Consider the following 16,089-nt stretch of genomic DNA (forward strand, 5'->3'; position numbering starts at 1 on the left):
GTCCTCGGCCTCGTATCGTCCAACGCTGGGAGGTAAAGATCCTTCCCCTGTTCGCCGGGTTCCAGGGATGTAAATGTTTCCGTGTCCCATCGATTGCAGTGGGAGACGGAGGCCAGGGGCTGGGCGGTTGACGGTAGCGCCGTGAATCACGGAACTGTCAGATGTGCGGGCCGGTCTGTCGCCTGCGCTGCGAGAGTAAGTCAGCGCCTGGAGTAGTTTCGAGGCGTTCGGTCCGGGCATTGATGTCGGCCGCCTCCCCATCCGTTCCTCATCAGCTCTTCATTGATCCGAGGCACGAGGAAGACATGTTCGACTTATCACTCCCCGCGATGTCCTCATCTGTACTCATTCCATCCACCCGGTCGCAGCGGCGGATGCATGTGCACCATCTGTTGCACCCCGAGGACGCCGGGCTCAACCTGGCCTACCTCTTCCGTTTCACCGGGCGTGTCGACGCCGACCGGTTGCGGGACGCCCTGGAGAAAGTAGCCCGAGGGGTCCCCGCCTTCAACGTGACGTTCCACGAGTTGAACGGCGTGAGTTACCTGGGTCGGCACCCCGAGGACCGATACGAGGTCCCGTTGAGCGTCCTGCCGCCAGGCGGTGAGGGCGAACTGCGACGGACCCTGGCTGAACAGGCGGACACCCCGTTGCCTCCGGACCGCTGGCCCTTGTACAAGCTTGCCGTGTATCGGGGCTCGGACGCCGTATATGTGTCCTTTCTGATGTCCCATCTCATCGCCGATGCCCAGACCTTCCACAACTTCGACGATGAGTTGCAGCGCGTCTACGCAGACCCGACCCTTCCCCCGGGTGTGGACGTCGACGCCGACCCGGTCACCACGGCGTCTGCGCCGAGATCCGGCGATGGAGCTTTAGAGCATTTCCGCCTCAAATTGGCAGGACTGACCCATCTGGCCATGCCCGAGTTGGAGGCTTTCGGGGCGCCAGGCCGACCGGTGCTCGGAGCGCGCTCAAGCACGCTGTCGGACTCAGCCTTGGCGTCCGGACTGGAAGAAGTACTGGCCACGCGCAACTACCGCCGCTTTCCCTTCCTCCTGTCGACCTACCTGGTCGTGCTGGCCCGGCTGACGAACCAGACGCAGGTGATCACAGGCGTGCCGATCGGGGATCGGCTCACACCACAACAACGGCGCGCTTTCGGCTACTTCGTCAACACGTTGCCCCTGACCGTGGACTTGGCCGACCACACGACCTTCGACAGCCTCTACCAAGCCGTGAAGCGCGAAGTAACCATGCTGATGGCGCACCGGACGTTCGACTCGTCCACCAACCTGGATGAGGCGTCGAGCGCGCTTCCGGCCATGCACTCCGCGCCCAACAATGCGTTCACGTACTATCCCGAGCCGCTGCTTCTGCACCTGCCGGGCTGCAGGGTGGACCGGCTACCGCTGGAGCGGCGTCACGTGACGTACCCGCTCTGTATCCAGGTCGAGGACCAAGCCGACGGCTTCACCGTCCACGCCGAGTACGCCGACGCGTTACGCCCTGCCCGTCCTGCGGATTGCTTTACCCGGGTCCTGCGCACGGTGATCGAGAAGCCGACGATCCCCCTGCACGAGCTGCACCTACTCGACGACGCAGAGCAAGAGCGCATTGACGCGCTGCTGGGCAAGCGGACCACGTATCGCACCCCACCGTCGCTGGCGACCTGGTTCGAGGGCATCGCTGCGGCGCGTCCTGATCATCACGCGGCCGAGGGAGACGGCGTCCGCTATTCATACGCCGCGCTGAACGGACTGGCCAACATGCTGGCCCGCCGCCTCGAACGTGAGGTGAAGGGCGATTTCGTCGGAGTGGCCATGCGGCGGCGCCCTGAACTGATCGCGATACTGCTGGCCTGCCTCAAAGCCGGCAAGGCGTACGTGCCGTTGGACCCGCAGGGGCCGCGGAGCAGGCTGAGCCACATTCGGGAGCAGTTCGACAGACAATCAGGCGGCCTGCCGATCGTCACTGAAGACGGGTTGCTGCCGGACGTGACCGGCGCGGACCGACTGGATTTCACCGCCCTGCACGACCGCGCCACCGCCGAGTCCGACGCCGACGTGCCACGTCCAGACGACCGCAACCGCACCGCGTATGTGATCTTCACTTCTGGGTCAACAGGGCGCCCCAAGGGCGTTCAGGTCAGCCACCACAACGTGATGCGGCTGTTCCGCGCCGCCGAGCGGCAGTTCGTCTTCGGTGTGGGGGACACCTGGTGTCTCTTCCACTCTTATGCCTTCGACTTCTCCGTCTGGGAGATGTACGGTGCGCTGCTGTACGGCGGACGCCTGGTCATCGTGCCGGAGGAGATCCGGCGATCGCCGGCCGACTTCGCCGAGTTCCTGTGTGCGCACGAAGTGACGGTCCTCAACCAAACTCCGTCCGCCTTCCGTCATTTGGTCTCGGTCCTGAACGCGGACCACGCCACCCGACTGCGCCTGAAGCACGTGATATTCGGCGGCGAGGAACTGCGGTTCGACATCCTGCGACCGTGGTTCGCCCTGATGGGGGAGCGGACCACGATGGTCAACATGTACGGGATCACCGAGACCACCGTGCATGTGACCTACCAACGCGTGACCCCGGAGATGGCACACGAACAGACCGCCAGCCTGATCGGCCGTCCCTTGGACGATCTGCGAGCGCGCATCGTGGACGACGGACTACGGCCTGTGCCCCTGGGAATACCCGGTGAACTGCTGGTCGGGGGTGACGGCGTTGCCCAGGGGTACCTGGGCGCCCCGGAGTTGACGGCCGCTCGGTTCCGACCTGACCTGATACAGGGTGAAGTGCTGTACCGCACCGGTGACCGGGTCCTTGCGGAGGAATCCGGCCGACTGGTGTACCTGGGGCGGATCGACCGACAGGTACAGCTGCGCGGCTACCGAGTTGAGTTGGGCGAGATCGAGTCCGCGCTGCGCCGAGTGCCAGGTGTCCGTGACTGCTTGGTGCGCGTGGACCCCCGAGATCCCGCCAGCCCGCGCCTCGCCGCTTATCTCGTCGAGGAACGGCCCCTGAGGGACGGTACAGTTCGCGAGCAGATCCGAGAGCTTCTCCCGGCGTACATGATCCCATCCTTCCTGGTCCGCGTGCCTTCCCTGCCGATCACCTTGAACGGAAAAGTGGACGAGACGGCGCTGCCGTCACTACCCCAGCCTGTGTCGACCAGCCAGCCGGACGGGGCCGACGGCACCATCGAGTGCGTGGCCCGGATCTGGCGGGAGGCCATCCAGTCCGCCGAATTCGGCCTGGACGACAACTTCTTCGACGTCGGCGGCACCTCGCTGCACGTCGTCCAGGTCCACCGAAGGCTGCAAGAGGCATTCGAGTTGCCCCACTTGAGGCCCGTCGACCTCTTCGAGCACACCACCGTACGACAGCTGGCCGCGCACATCGAGCGGCGCCTGGCTCGTTCCGAGACGGCTCAGCGCTGACCGCACAAGACACACGACATGGATCAAAGGTTATGACCAAGAGGGAGAACGCCCCCGTGGACGGTGCCATAGCGATCGTGGGCATGGCCGGCTGCTTTCCCGGTGCCAGTGACGTGCCCGCGTTGTGGGACAACCTGCTCAAGGGCCGAGAGGCAGTGCGGCGGCTGCCGGAAGAGGAACTGCGCGCCGCCGGAGTACCGGACGACCTGATGAGCAACCCGGCCTACGTCCCGTACGCCGCACCGATCGACGACCCCTACCACTTCGACGCCGGCTTCTTCGGCATGACGCCGCAGGAGGCCCGCATCACCGACCCGCAACAGCGGCTCTTCCTGGAGTGCGCGTGGCGGGCGCTGGAAGACGCCGGAGCCGCGCCAGGTTCCCGGAACGGCGCGCGGGTCGGCGTCTTCGCCGGCATGAGCATGAGCACCTATCTGCTCAGCACCATCCTGCGCAACCAGGAGTTCGCCGCCGCTGATCTGCCGTACGCAGTGCTCATCGGCAACGACAAGGACTTTCTGGCCAGCCGGGTGGCCTACAAGTTGGGGCTGACCGGGCCCAGCCAGAGCGTGCAGACCGCCTGCTCGAGCTCGATGACCGCGCTGCACCTGGCGCGGCGGTCGCTGCTGGACGGAGAATGCGATCTCGCTGTGGTCGGCGGGGCGAGCGTCACCTTCCCGCAGGCTGCCGGGTACCTCTACCAGGAGGGCGGCATCCAGTCCCCGGACGGGCACTGCCGCGCCTTCGATACGGAAGCCGCTGGGACCATCAAGGGCAACGGCTGTGGCGTCGTCGTTTTGCGGAGGCTGGCCGACGCCGAGGCAGCTCGCGACCGGGTGTACGCGGTGCTACGTGGCAGCGCCGTGAACAACGACGGCTCCGCGCGCATGGGCTTCACCAGCCCCAGCGTCGGCGGACAGGCGGAAGTCATCACACAGGCGCTGCGATCTGCGGGGGTGCCGGCGGCCGACGTGGGGTATGTGGAGGCCCACGGCACCGGAACCCGGCTCGGCGACCCGATCGAGATACGCGCGCTGGTCCGGGCACACTCCGCGGACGGCCGCCCGCCGGCCCATTGCGCCTTGGGAAGCGTGAAGGCCAACATCGGTCATCTGGACGCCGCCGCCGGTGTGGTCGGAGTGATCAAGGCGGCTCTCGTCCTGTACCACCAGGTGATTCCGCCACAGATCAACTTCGCCACGGTCAACCCCGAGCTAGAACTGGACAGCACCCGATATCGCATCCATGCCCAGGCGCATCTGCCCGAGGAGCCGATACGCGCGGCCGGCGTCAGTTCCTTCGGGCTCGGCGGCACCAACGGCCACTGCGTCCTGACGCCCCACACCCCTGCCACCGTCGGCCGGACACCGGACATCACAGCATCGGGGGATGCCCAGCAGACATACCCAGTTCTGCTCTCCGCCCGTGATGACACCGCCCTGGCGAAGTCCGTACAGGACCTGCGCCAACACCTGGAGCTGCATCCGGATACGGCGATCAGCGACCTGGCGTACACGCTGTGGGTCGGCCGCGCCCGGTTCCCGCGCCGCTGGGTGGCGACCGTCCGCTCGATCGACGAACTGCGCGACGCGCTCGATGCGTTCCCTGCCCAGCAGAGCACACGGGCCGTCGACTCAACCAGTCGTGGTGGCGCCGTGCCCGACGACACTGAGGCCATGGCTGCTTTCGCGGGTACGGCCGGGATCGCGAAAGTGTCCTTGCCCGGATACCCCTTCCGGCGTGAGCCCTACCTGGTGGAGGCAGACTCCTCGCCCGGTGCGCCCGTACCTGAGCGAACGGGACCGGCCACTTCGCACGGCTGGCCGGCCGCACTCGACACCGTCCTCGAGGCCTGGCGCCGAGCGCTGGGCATAGCAGACGTCGGAGCGGACGACGACTACTACACCCTGGGCGGAGACTCGCTGTCAGCCGTCGAGATCGTGACGGCACTGCGCGAGAAGCTCGGCATCGACCTGGGACTGGACGAGTTCGAGGGACTGCGGACACCGGCACGGATCGCCGACCGCATCCTGCAGGTGGCCCCTGACACAAGGCCGCCGCGTGACGTGGTGAGCAGGATCAAGGACGGAGCCGGGCCAGGTCTGTTCCTGGTCCATCCGGCCGGCGGGACCAACTTCGGCTACTACGAACTGGTCCAGCACCTGCGCGAGGACGGGCCGGTGTACGTGTTCTCGTTCCCCATGGAACGTGCCGAGGAGTTCCGCACCATCCGTGAGCTGGCGGCGCTCTACTTGGGGGCGATCCTTGACGTACAGCCCACTGGACCGTACCGGCTCGGCGGTTACTCCTTCGGCGGTAACACCGCCCTCGAGATCGCCCTCATGCTGCAGCGCCGCGGAGAACGGGTCGAGCAGCTGATCATGTTCGATTCTCACCCGCCGGAGGCGTATCTAGGTCCACGGGTGAGCGAACAGGACTTCCTGGCCGCTTTTCCGATGCTCATGGAACCGGTCTTCGGCGCTCCCGCGCCGGACACCGCCATCCGGCCGCCCGCCGACGTGGACGAGGCGCTGGCGATGGTGCGGCAGCCGACCTGGACGGATGCCACGGTCGAGGAGATCCGACGGTTCTTCGAGATCTGGCACCGCAACCACGACGCCCTCAAGGGCCACTATCCAGAACAGCCCTTCACCGGCGACGTCACCATCTTCCAAGCCAGCGAACCGGAGTCCACAGAGATCTTGACCACGCTCGGCATCACCCCCCTCGGCAAGGAGCAGTGGAAGGAACACATCACCGGCGAACTGCGCCTGATCCCGGTGCCCGGTGATCACTACACGATGTTCAGCCGCCGTGAGAACGTCCGGCGCGTAGGTGAGATCTGGAACGAGGTCTTGGCGCAGGTCGGCGAGGAGAAGAGCGCATGACCGCGAACGCGTCCGATCCCGCGCGCAAAGTCACCATCGTCGGCGCAGGCCCGACCGGGCTGATGCTCGCCGGCGAACTGGCACTGGCAGGGGTGGAGTGCACGGTGGTGGAACGGCGGTCCCAGCGCTCACCGGAGTCCCGGGCCCTGGGCCTGCACGCCCGCACCCTGGAATTGCTCGACATGCGCGGCATGGCCGAGGAGTTCCTCGCCGCGGGCCTGCCACTGCGATCGTTCCCGATGGGAACCCGACGGGCCGACATCGATCTCGGCCGCACCGGCAGCCGATTCCCCTACTTTCTCATCCTCCCGCAGGGAACCACCGAGGAACTACTCGAGAACCGGGCCCGCGCACTCGGTGTCCACATCCTCCGCGACACCGTCGTGGAGGATGTGGAACAGGACACCGACGGTGTCACCCTGACCATCCGGGACGCGACCGGCAGCCGCACCGAACGCAGCGCGTACGTCGTCGGCTGCGACGGCAAGTACAGCGCCGTCCGTGAGGCCTTGGGAGTGCCTTTTCCCGGGGTACCGAACACGGACTCGGTCCTGCTGGCCGACGCCTACCTGGACGGTCCGTCAGAGCCGCGCGCGCTGAGCCGCTTCTCCCGTCACGGCATGCTCATCATCTTCCCCTACGGCGGCGGGCGCTACCGGATCGCAGCCGCCGACCACTCAGCGGCCGGCCTGTCCACCGACCAGCCGGCCACGCTGGACGACGTACGCGCTGTGCTCATCCGCTTCCTCGGAACGGACAGGGGAATCCGGGACCCGTACTGGCTCACCCGGTATCGCAGCGAGCAACGGCAGGCCGAGCGCTACCGAGTGGGGCGGGTCCTGCTGGCCGGCGACGCCGCGCACGCTCACTCGCCCATCGGCGGGCAAGGACTGAACACCGGCTTGCAGGACGCCATGAATCTGGGCTGGAAGCTCGCCGCCGAGATCAACGGATGGGCCCCTGTCGGGCTCCTCGACTCCTACCACGGGGAACGCCACCCGATCGGGCAACAGGTCGTCCAGGGCACCCGTGGCCTGCTACGGCTCAGCCTGGCCAGAACTACGAAGGACCGTCTGCTGCGGGCGCTCGTGTTCTCCACAGTGCTGCCACTGCCGCGCGTGCAGCGTCGGCTGGCGAAACGATTGTCCGGGCTCGCCGTGCGCTATCCGGCTCAGGAGACCAACGCGCACCCGTTGACAGGCACGCGCGTCCCCGACGTCCCACTCGTCGGCGACGATGGCGGGGAACGGCGATGCGCCGAGCTCCTCCGTGAGGGGCAGCCGCTGCTGGTGGTCGCATCGGACACTCCAGGCCTGCAGGCCAGGGCCCAGGCCTACTCACCAGCCGTCGTCCGCGTAGCGAGAGAGGGTGGCCCGCACGGCGACTGGACCTGGCCGCGGGTCTCGCTGGTACGGCCCGACGGCTACCTGTGGTGGGCCACGGACGAGCCTGACACACGAGCACGCCTCACCGCCGTACAGAACGCACTCACCACTCACTGCTCAGCAACCGAGGACACGGTCAAAATCCCGGGCCGGAACGGTTAGGAGGGTGACATGAGCAAGGTCGTTTCTGGGCCACTTCGCCTGCCGGCCGACCGGAACGCCGTCATAGCTGGGGTCGGAGCATGGCTGCCGCCGAACGTGGTCACCAACCACGACCTGGCGGCCAGGCTGGACACCGACGACACATGGATTCGCACCCGCACCGGCATCGCCCAACGACACATCGCCGGGCCTGGCATCGCGACTTCGGACCTTGCGGTCGAGGCCGGGCTGCGCGCCCTGAAGTCTGCGGGCGACACTCCAGTGGACGCCGTCGTGGTGGCCACGACCACACCGGACCGGCCGTGTCCGGCTACCGCACCGGAGGTGGCAGCCCGGCTAGGATTCCGGGGAGTTCTGGCCTTCGACGTCTCCGCGGTGTGCACCGGCTTCCTGTACGGGCTGGCCACCGCGGCAGGCCTGATCGCGGCCGGTACCGCGCAGCAGGTGCTGCTCATCGGGGCGGAGACCTTCAGCACCATCGTCAACCCCGAAGACCGCACCACCGCCGTCATCTTCGCGGACGGAGCCGGAGCCGTAGTGCTTCGGGCCGGGACAAGGGACGAGAGCGGGGCCATCGGGCCGATCGTCCTAGGCAGCGACGGCGGTCTCAGCGACCTCATCCAGGTGCCGGCGGGCGGGTCCCGCCAACGCTCCAGCCCTCGGTCGCCGATGGCAGGCGAGGAGTACTTCGTCATGCGCGGCCGAGAGACGTACCGGCAAGCGGTTGAACGCATGACCTCTTCCGGGGAGCAGGCTGTCGAAGCCGCGGGTTGGCGCATGGACGATGTCGACAGACTCGTCGCGCATCAGGCCAACGCCCGCATCCTGGACACCGTCGCCGGGCGGCTCGGTATCGAGGCCGAGCGACGGGTCTCCAACATCGAACACGTCGGCAATACCGCCGCCGCGTCCATCCCGCTGCTGCTCGCTGAAGCGGCGGCGAGCGGTTGCATCGTCCCCGGCCACCGGATTCTGATGACCGCCTTCGGCGGTGGCCTGACCTGGGGCGCAGCCACTGCCGTATGGCCGGACCTGGATGTCCTTCCGGCGACCTGACAGCCAACGAACCTCATATTTAGGAGACTTCAATGTCGTTGGATGCTTTGAAAACCATCCTCGTAGACAGCTTTCAGATACCGGCCGACCAGATCACCGCGGAGGCCGTCCCGGCAGATATCGGTCTGGACTCCCTGGCATTCGTCGAACTCTCCCTCATCCTGGAGAAGGATCTCGACATCAAGATCAGTGACGATGAACTGACCGATGCGCCGACCCTGCGCGACATCGCGGCACTAATGAACGAGCGGAGCACCATGGCCTGATGTCCGGGTCCGAGACAGTTGGCACCAGTCTCGGGCTTGGCACACCGGCCGGGATCGGCCCGACGCAATTCCTGCGGACACCAACGTGTCGCCACACCCGTCAGCGCGGGCGCGCCCGGACATGGCGGCGCCGCGGGCCGCCCGTGGGGGTTGTCCGCGGCGTCGGGTCTGCTCAGTTCGCCTACGGCTTGAGGAACCCGGCCTCGGTCAGGACCTGCCGAAGGCGACTTCCCCACCTAGGACGCGAGTTCATGCCGAGCGCCGGACACCCTACCTGGGCGAAAGATCCATATTTGCTTCACTTTATCCGTATGAGGTCGTGTGAAGATTGCCATTGCCCGTATCGTTGAAAATTCAAAGGAGTTGTTTATGGGTTCGCTTCGGAGTAAGCCCCGCAAGATCGCCATGATGGTTGCTGCACTGTGTGGCATCCTCGGTTCCGTAGTTTTCTCGCAGGCGTCGGCCTATGCGGGCTATGTACCCCCCAGTTGCCCGCCCGGCTACCACGCCGACGGGGCGAGCTGCACTCACGACTGACCAAAGGTGGGAGCCCTCCGGGGTTGGTTGGATGCCTGAACCATCAACTGCCCTGGGGGTTGTCGCTGTTGGAAGGCCGAGGAAGACGTTTCCCGGGGCCCTCCTATCCGTGTCGTGTTCGAGCCCAGAGTGACTGCCCACAGTCATGGCTTAGCGGCAATGCTGTGCTTTACGCGTTCGCGGGTTGGGGTCGTTGGATACGGACTGCTTGGGCGTCGGTGTGGGTGGGTTGGGGCCAGGTGTGGTTTTGGGCCGGTAGTTGGACATCTTGCGTTTGGCGACGCGAGGCTGGCTGCGGGACAGGAGACGTTCGAGTAGGTCGCGCTGGAGCACGACGAGGGTCCTGACCAGCGGATCAGGGGGAAAGCTGCGCGGCGTGACGGTCACGCTGCGCCGGGCGGAGCGCAGGGTTTCGGTGAAGGAGACCCGGTCGGCACCCAGGCCCCGGATGGCGGCGGTTCTGGCCATCAGCTCGCGCAGCGCGTGGTGGACCAGCAGATGTGCCCAGATCTGTTGCAGGACGCCGTCGGAGGTTTTGCTGCTGAGGGCGACGCGGGCGCCGCGTCGATGGGTCTTGAGCTTGGCGAAGATGGCTTCTGCCTCCCAGCGCTCGCGGTAGAGCGCGGCCTGCTGGCGGGCGGGATAGCAACGGGCGTCGAGCAGGCTGGTCACCAGCCGGTAGTCCTCACCCTCGCGGCCAGTGGTAGGCCACCACGCACAGGGTGACCGGATCGGCGCCGCTGGCGGTGAGGGCCCGCTACAGCGGTACGCCGAGGAACTCCGGGTCGGCCAGGACGAGTTGACCCGGTCCGCAGGAGTGGGGCAGGCGGCCGGCCAGGGTGATTTCGCCGGTGCGGCAGCCGGCCAGCTCTGCATCCAGGACGAGGTGGGTGCCCACCTCGATGAGGCAGGCCGTCCGCACCTGGGGAAAGCAGGACTTGTCGTGGCCGTGGCTGTTTCCGGGGCGTCCGAAGGCGGCCTCGTTGGCCGCGCTGTCGGCCCCGTCCCAGCAGGTGCCGTTCATCGCCAGCAGCCGCAGCCCGGAGTAGCCTCGGTGCCCATCGGCTTGGCGGTCGTGGCGAACCCCATCGGCGACGCCGCCGTCCGCACGCGCCTGGGCCAGCGCGGCCGCACCATGCGGCAGTTCTCTACCGCGGCTAACGCTGGCGCAGCCCCGGAAAATCGGGGCCGAAATCCGTGCGCAGTGTGCGCACGATGTCACCAACCATGCGATAATTGGTGACGAGATACATCAACTCGATGATTTGCTTTTCGTCATAGTTCTCGCGCAGGTTCTTCCACGTTTCGTCGTCCATGTCGCCGAGCTTGTAGAACTGGTCGACGCCTGCGAGCAGCGCAGCGTCCTGTGGAGACCAGCCTTCGTCGCTCGGGCCGACGATGATCTGAGCCACCTCGTCTTCGGTGAAGTAGACCCCGCCCTCCTTTCCGCCTTTTGTGTGTCTGGCGGGGTAGATGTGGGTCACCCAGTTCAGCGGAGACTGCCCAAGCCAGGCCGTGCGTGCGATGACGAGCTCGCGCATGCGACTCGGCAGCGCGCCGCCGTAGGCGATAAACCCCATCAGAGGTAGCCAGGAAGCGAGCAGTTCCGGGTGCCGGGCAAAGGTCAGCGGCATGTTTTCGGCCTGCCCCAATGGTCCGCTTTCTTTCCGGACGGTATCGAGAACAGTCCCCAGACTTTCCTTCATCTCGGGAGACCAGCTATCAAAAGGAAGCGGTAGTATACGCGGTTCTTTCGGATTTACTGGTGAATGAGCTGAATTCCTTGACATAGTGGATTTCTCCATTTCGTAAGGCGCTACCGGCCGAGCCCCCCGGCGAGGGGGCTCGGTGGGTGAGATGTCGGGAGGGACTGGTTGGGCCGTTGCTCAGGTGGTGGGTTGGGGGGTGCTGTAGAAGGCAAGGACGGTGGCTGCGATGAATTCGCCGCGGTCCCAGTCCTTCCAGCGGGTGCCGGCTTCCTGGCCGAGTTGTGCCACGGCCTCCTCGAACGGGACGCCGGTGGTCTTCAGCTCCGCGGCGCGGTCTCGGATGTAGGTGAGGTAGGCGCGGTCTTCGTGCAGGACGGTGGCGTCGGTGACCTCGCCGTGTCCTGGGATGACGATGCGGGGTTCGAGGGCGAGCAACTGGTCGAGGATGTCGATCCAGTTGTTGCCGTCCGCGTCGGTGTCGTGGGGGCCGTGCATCATGTAGGGCACGATCGGGAACATGCGGGTGACGGCCAGGTCGCCGCTGAACAGGACGCTGTTGTCGACGAGCACGGTCTGGTCGCCGTGGGTGTGCGCCGCGCCCCATTCGCGCAGCACTGCGGTGCGCCCTCCGAGATCGAGGTTGAGTGCACCGTCGTAGGCGATGTCGGGGTCCACGAATTCGACGTCCGCAAGTTCGGCGGCGATGCTCTCGGCGAAGTTCATGAACATGACCAGGTCGTCGGCGCCCTTGCGCTGCAGTTCCCGGTGCTGTGTGCGGTTGTAGACGATGGTGGCCGAGCCGCGGAACGCCTGGGCGCCGAAGCCGTGTTCGGGGTGGTAGTGGGTGATGGTCAGGTACAGGTGGCGGTCGCCGGCCAGTCGCTTGGCCTGGTCGAGGACGTAGGCGCCGTTGCGGGGGCCCATGCCGGTGTCGATCACGAGGGCGGCGCGGTCGCCGAGGACGATGCCGATGTTGGGGACGGCCGGGTTGCGCTGGTCGGAGATGACGAAGACACCCTCGGCGACTTCAACGGGCTCTCCCTGCACCAGGGGCGCGGGCACGGCGCTGACGTCAGGAGTAGTCATGGAAGGACTCCAATTCGAGGAACTGAGTTCGGATTATGATCTTGCTGGGAGCCCGGACGGGGCCTGACGGGTTCGGAAGGCTCATCCGGTGTTGGAGGGGCGGGGCTGCAGGCCTGTGAGTTGTGCGGAGTGGTCCCATAGCTGCCGTGCCAGCTCCAGGTCACGGGCCTGCCCTGGGGCGATGTCCCCGTGCTTGAGGCGGTCGAAGTAGGCGCCGTTGACGGCCTGTGGGTCGTCGACGGTGGCCAGGTGCAGCAGGGGCTCGGCGCCCTGCTCGGGGGTGGACAGCACCGCCCTGCCCAGTGACGAGTTCATGGCGAACCGGAGGACAGGGCTGTCCCGGCCCACGTCTGTGGCGACCGCTCCGGGATGGAAGCATGAAGCGGTGACACCCGTTCCCTGAACGCGTCGCGCGAATTCCCCCGTGAACAGGACCGTAGCGAGTTTGGATGCCGCGTAGGCCTGCCGGGAGCGGTACCGGCGGCGGAAGCCGTCGAGATCGGCCAGGTTCAAGCGGCCCTTGCGGTAATACATGCTGGCGGTGTTGATCACTCTTGCGCCGCCCGGGGTGGCGGTGAGCCTGGGCAGCAGCAGGTTCGTCAGCAGGAACGGTGCCAGGTGGTTGACCTGGAACGTCATCTCCCGGCCATCGGGGCTGACCGTGCGGGTGGTGAACATGCCGCCGGCGTTGTTGGCCAGGATGTCGATGCGCTCATAGACGCTCAGCAACTCGGCAGCGAGCCGACGCACGTTGTCCAGGCTGCTGTAGTCCGCCAGATGGGGCCGGCCTCCGATCCGATCGGCGACGGCCTCGGTCTTCTGCGCGGACCGCCCCACCACCGCCACGGTCGCCCCCAGCTCACTGAACCGGCGGGCCGCCTCGGCGCCGATCCCGGAGCTGGCGCCAGTGATCACGACCGTCTTGCCACGCAGATGCTGTACTTTCTCGCTCACCATCACTCATGGTCCTTACATCCAACTGTGGGACTGAGTCCCAGCATAGGGCTGAAGGCCCAATAAGGGAAACGGAAGCCACTCGGCGTCTTTGGGCTTCCCTGGTTCCGGTGGCGCGGCGTGGCTCGGGCTCGCTGCTCCTCGAAGCGGCCGGCAGTGGGCAGGGCGGGGCGGGCCTGGGAGTTGCCAGGCGGGTCGCGCCGAATCGGAGCCCTCCAGTCAGGTTCTTTAGATCTCCGTATCAGACTTGCGATCTATGACCATTTTTAGGACTGAGTTCCGCAGGAGCGCATAGAATCGAGATGTGAACAGAGCAGCACGGACCAGTACGAGAGAGATCGCACGAGCGGCCGTGCGGGCGCAGCTGGCGCAGGTGGCCTTCGACCTGTTCCGAGATGAGGGCTTTGACAAGGTCACCATCGAGGACCTGGCCAAGGCTGCCGGAGTGGGACGGAGCACCTTCCTGCGGTACTTCGCCAGCAAGGAGGAGGCCGTCCTGAGTGCCTTCGACGGCCAAGGCGACCTGATCGCTGGCGCCCTGTGCGCTCGTCCTGCCGATGAGGACGACTGGACCGCGCTGCGCCACGCGCTGGACATCCTCATCGAGGCCTATCACGAAGGCCCGGACAAGGCGCTCGCGCTCAGCCGCCTCGTCAGACAGACTCCGTCCCTGCGCGCCTGGCGCCTGGAGCATCAGCAGAGCTGGGGCCAGACTCTGACTCAAGCCCTGACCGAACGCGCCGGCACTCCACAGGCCACAAGCTTGGCCGCCTCAGTCCGAGCTGCCGCTGCTCTGGGCTGCTTCAACGCGGCCGTTGACCATTGGGCCGCCTCCGACGGCGACCTGGACCTCGGAGACCTCCTCGACGAAGCGTTCGCAGCCCTCACCGCAGTCTGATCCGTGTACGAATCGAACCTCCTGGCTTTCCTCGTCCACGCCAGCCGCGACACGCGGTCAGAGAATGGGAGATCAACACCTATGGCCATGGACGAGGTGGACTTGCTGGTCCCGCCAGACTTTGATCGCGCCCCTGAGGCAGGTCACCGCCTTGCGAGGCTCTATCACGCGATGGCGGAGCCTTTGAAGCCTTCCAGGATGCGGTCGAATCCCGGGCCCAAGGCATCGCAGGGAAGGGCGATCGGCGCTCCGGCCTCCATCGCCTCGAAGGTCTCCGCAGGGACGGCCACGCACCCGACCATTGCCGACGGCGGATGTCAGGGCACCGGCCTGCTTACCCAGCACCGCTGACGACGCCGATGGGCTTCTTGTACTCCTGCGTCACTTCCGGATGGCCGGCACCGAGGCCGAGCAGGAACCGGCCAGGGTGCCTGGCCACGATCCGGTGATACGACGCCGCGATCGATTGGGTGCTGAGCTGCATCCATGGACGGAAGATACCGAGCTTGCCGATTTCGGTAGCCATATCGCAACCTCCTGCCGCATTGTCTCCAATGTCGATAGGGGGCGGTCGGCTTCGACTTCCTACGGCTGTGGGCGCGTTCGGCTTTCGGGCGACTTCGGAGCACGGCACCGACCGGTTGGACGCTAGAAAGTGAGGACGATTCGTCCGCGGAGGCCGCCTGCCTCCAGGAGCCGGTGCGCTTCGGGAGCCTGCTCGGCGGGCAGGGCTTGCGCGACCCGCGGGGTGAGCCGACCTTCCTCGACCAGCTGCCGCAGGCGGTCGAGCTTGGCGTGTTCACGTGCGTACCGCGGCACGAACGTCGTCTGCGTCACGATGCCGCGATCGCGGGACACTTCGACGCCGCGAACCGTCGACACCACGCGCCCGTTGTCGCGGACGGCTTGGGAGGCAGGCTGGGCGATGCCCGCGGTATCGAGGAGTGCATCGACACCTTCGGGTACCTCCTTGCGTACGAGCTGGGGGTAGTCAGTTCCGCGGGGCCGGACGATGTCGGCGCCAAGGTCCTTGACCAACTGTACGTCTTTTGGCGCGGCGTCGGCGATTACACGGTAGCCGTCGGCCTTGGCCAGCTGGACGGCGTAGGCGCCGACAGCGCCAGCCGCTCCGGCGACGGCGATGGTGGCGCCGGCGGGCAGCTCGAGCAGGTCCAGGGCCATACGGGCGGTCAGGCCGTTCATCGGCAGGGTGGCGGCCTGGATGTCGGGGACGCCAGTCGGGATGCGGACCACCGAATCGGCCGGAACGACTAGGTGTTCGGCGTAGGCGCCGTGGGTGCCGGAGATAACCGCGACGGCCATGACACGGTCTCCGATGCGGAGGCCGACGTCGACTTTCTCGCCGATCTGGTCGACGACGCCCGCTGCATCCATGCCCGGGACATACGGCGGCTCGGCATCGGACACGAAGGCCATGCCCCGGCGCACCATGGTGTCGACGGGGTTGACGGCCGCCGCGTGCACGCGGATGCGGATCTCGTCGGGCCCTGCCTCGGGCGCGGGAAGTTCCAGGACCCGCAGCACTTCGGGCCCGCCGAATTCAGTCAGTCCTACAGCCTTCATAGAGAATGTAGCTCCCGGAGAAATCTGGCGTACAGACGCTGCAATTCGCCATGTTCCTTCCGTGTGCGCGCCTGTGAAAGGGGAGGTTCTCATCCCTGGGCATGAGTGACCAGGGTAAGAATCC

The 16,089-nt window shown here is 66.5% G+C and carries 14 protein-coding genes; 6 read left to right on the forward strand and 8 right to left on the reverse strand.

Annotated elements, in window-relative coordinates:
- Window positions 1–305 precede the first annotated feature (305 nt).
- From MB828_RS40925 to MB828_RS40945, 5 genes are read left to right on the forward strand one after another with little or no spacing between them, the layout of a single operon-like run.
- A complete protein-coding gene (locus MB828_RS40925; RefSeq protein WP_301652586.1) occupies window positions 306–3,440 on the forward strand; it encodes a non-ribosomal peptide synthetase in 3,135 nt (1,044 codons plus the stop codon).
- 32 nt (window positions 3,441–3,472) lie between these two features.
- Window positions 3,473–6,328 (forward strand): beta-ketoacyl synthase N-terminal-like domain-containing protein, encoded by a 2,856-nt coding sequence (locus MB828_RS40930; RefSeq protein WP_301652587.1) that lies wholly within the window; start codon window positions 3,473–3,475, stop codon window positions 6,326–6,328.
- The gene (locus MB828_RS40935) at window positions 6,325–7,875 is read left to right on the forward strand and encodes an FAD-dependent monooxygenase (RefSeq protein WP_301652588.1); all 1,551 of its coding nucleotides are present in this window, start codon (window positions 6,325–6,327) and stop codon (window positions 7,873–7,875) included. The genes MB828_RS40930 and MB828_RS40935 overlap by 4 nt, the downstream gene beginning before the upstream one ends.
- Before the next feature lie 9 nt (window positions 7,876–7,884).
- A complete protein-coding gene (locus tag MB828_RS40940; protein WP_301652589.1) occupies window positions 7,885–8,931 on the forward strand; it encodes a beta-ketoacyl-ACP synthase III in 1,047 nt (348 codons plus the stop codon).
- A gap of 32 nt (window positions 8,932–8,963) precedes the next feature.
- Window positions 8,964–9,197: an acyl carrier protein gene (locus MB828_RS40945; protein WP_301652590.1), complete on the forward strand. Its 234-nt coding sequence runs from the start codon at window positions 8,964–8,966 to the stop codon at window positions 9,195–9,197.
- A gap of 687 nt (window positions 9,198–9,884) precedes the next feature.
- Here the strand turns inward: MB828_RS40945 and MB828_RS40950 are convergent.
- The 5 genes from MB828_RS40950 to MB828_RS40970 form a co-directional block, all read right to left on the reverse strand.
- Window positions 9,885–10,610, reverse strand: coding sequence for a transposase (locus MB828_RS40950; protein WP_301652591.1), 726 nt, complete (start codon window positions 10,608–10,610; stop codon window positions 9,885–9,887).
- A complete protein-coding gene (locus MB828_RS40955; RefSeq protein WP_301652592.1) occupies window positions 10,492–10,758 on the reverse strand; it encodes a hypothetical protein in 267 nt (88 codons plus the stop codon). Before MB828_RS40955 ends, MB828_RS40950 begins: the two co-directional genes overlap by 119 nt.
- 133 nt (window positions 10,759–10,891) lie before the next feature.
- Window positions 10,892–11,440 (reverse strand): carboxymuconolactone decarboxylase family protein, encoded by a 549-nt coding sequence (locus tag MB828_RS40960; RefSeq protein WP_301652593.1) that lies wholly within the window; start codon window positions 11,438–11,440, stop codon window positions 10,892–10,894.
- Between the two features lie 180 nt (window positions 11,441–11,620).
- Entirely contained in the window at window positions 11,621–12,529 is a 909-nt protein-coding gene (locus MB828_RS40965; RefSeq protein ID WP_301652594.1) for an MBL fold metallo-hydrolase, read from the reverse strand.
- 81 nt (window positions 12,530–12,610) lie between these two features.
- The gene (locus MB828_RS40970) at window positions 12,611–13,486 is read right to left on the reverse strand and encodes an SDR family NAD(P)-dependent oxidoreductase (protein WP_301652595.1); all 876 of its coding nucleotides are present in this window, start codon (window positions 13,484–13,486) and stop codon (window positions 12,611–12,613) included.
- Window positions 13,487–13,835: 349 nt separating this feature from the next.
- Here MB828_RS40970 and MB828_RS40975 point away from each other — a divergent pair, with 349 nt between their 5' ends.
- The gene (locus tag MB828_RS40975) at window positions 13,836–14,381 is read left to right on the forward strand and encodes a TetR family transcriptional regulator (protein ID WP_301652596.1); all 546 of its coding nucleotides are present in this window, start codon (window positions 13,836–13,838) and stop codon (window positions 14,379–14,381) included.
- Between the two features lie 164 nt (window positions 14,382–14,545).
- On the opposite strand, the gene MB828_RS40980 is transcribed toward MB828_RS40975, so the two are convergent.
- The 3 genes from MB828_RS40980 to MB828_RS40990 all read right to left on the reverse strand — a co-directional run bounded on the left by MB828_RS40980 (window position 14,546) and on the right by MB828_RS40990 (window position 15,965).
- Window positions 14,546–14,671 carry a hypothetical protein gene (locus MB828_RS40980; RefSeq protein ID WP_301652597.1) on the reverse strand — a complete coding sequence of 42 codons (126 nt, stop codon included), beginning with the start codon at window positions 14,669–14,671 and terminating at the stop codon, window positions 14,546–14,548.
- A gap of 44 nt (window positions 14,672–14,715) precedes the next feature.
- Window positions 14,716–14,907 carry a hypothetical protein gene (locus MB828_RS40985; RefSeq protein WP_301652598.1) on the reverse strand — a complete coding sequence of 64 codons (192 nt, stop codon included), beginning with the start codon at window positions 14,905–14,907 and terminating at the stop codon, window positions 14,716–14,718.
- A 122-nt stretch (window positions 14,908–15,029) separates the two neighbouring features.
- On the reverse strand, window positions 15,030–15,965 hold the full coding sequence (locus MB828_RS40990; protein ID WP_301652599.1) for an NADP-dependent oxidoreductase: 936 nt from the start codon (window positions 15,963–15,965) through the stop codon (window positions 15,030–15,032).
- Window positions 15,966–16,089 lie beyond the last annotated feature (124 nt).

The organism is Streptomyces arenae (assembly GCF_022343545.1).
GTDB lineage: Bacteria > Actinomycetota > Actinomycetes > Streptomycetales > Streptomycetaceae > Streptomyces > Streptomyces humi.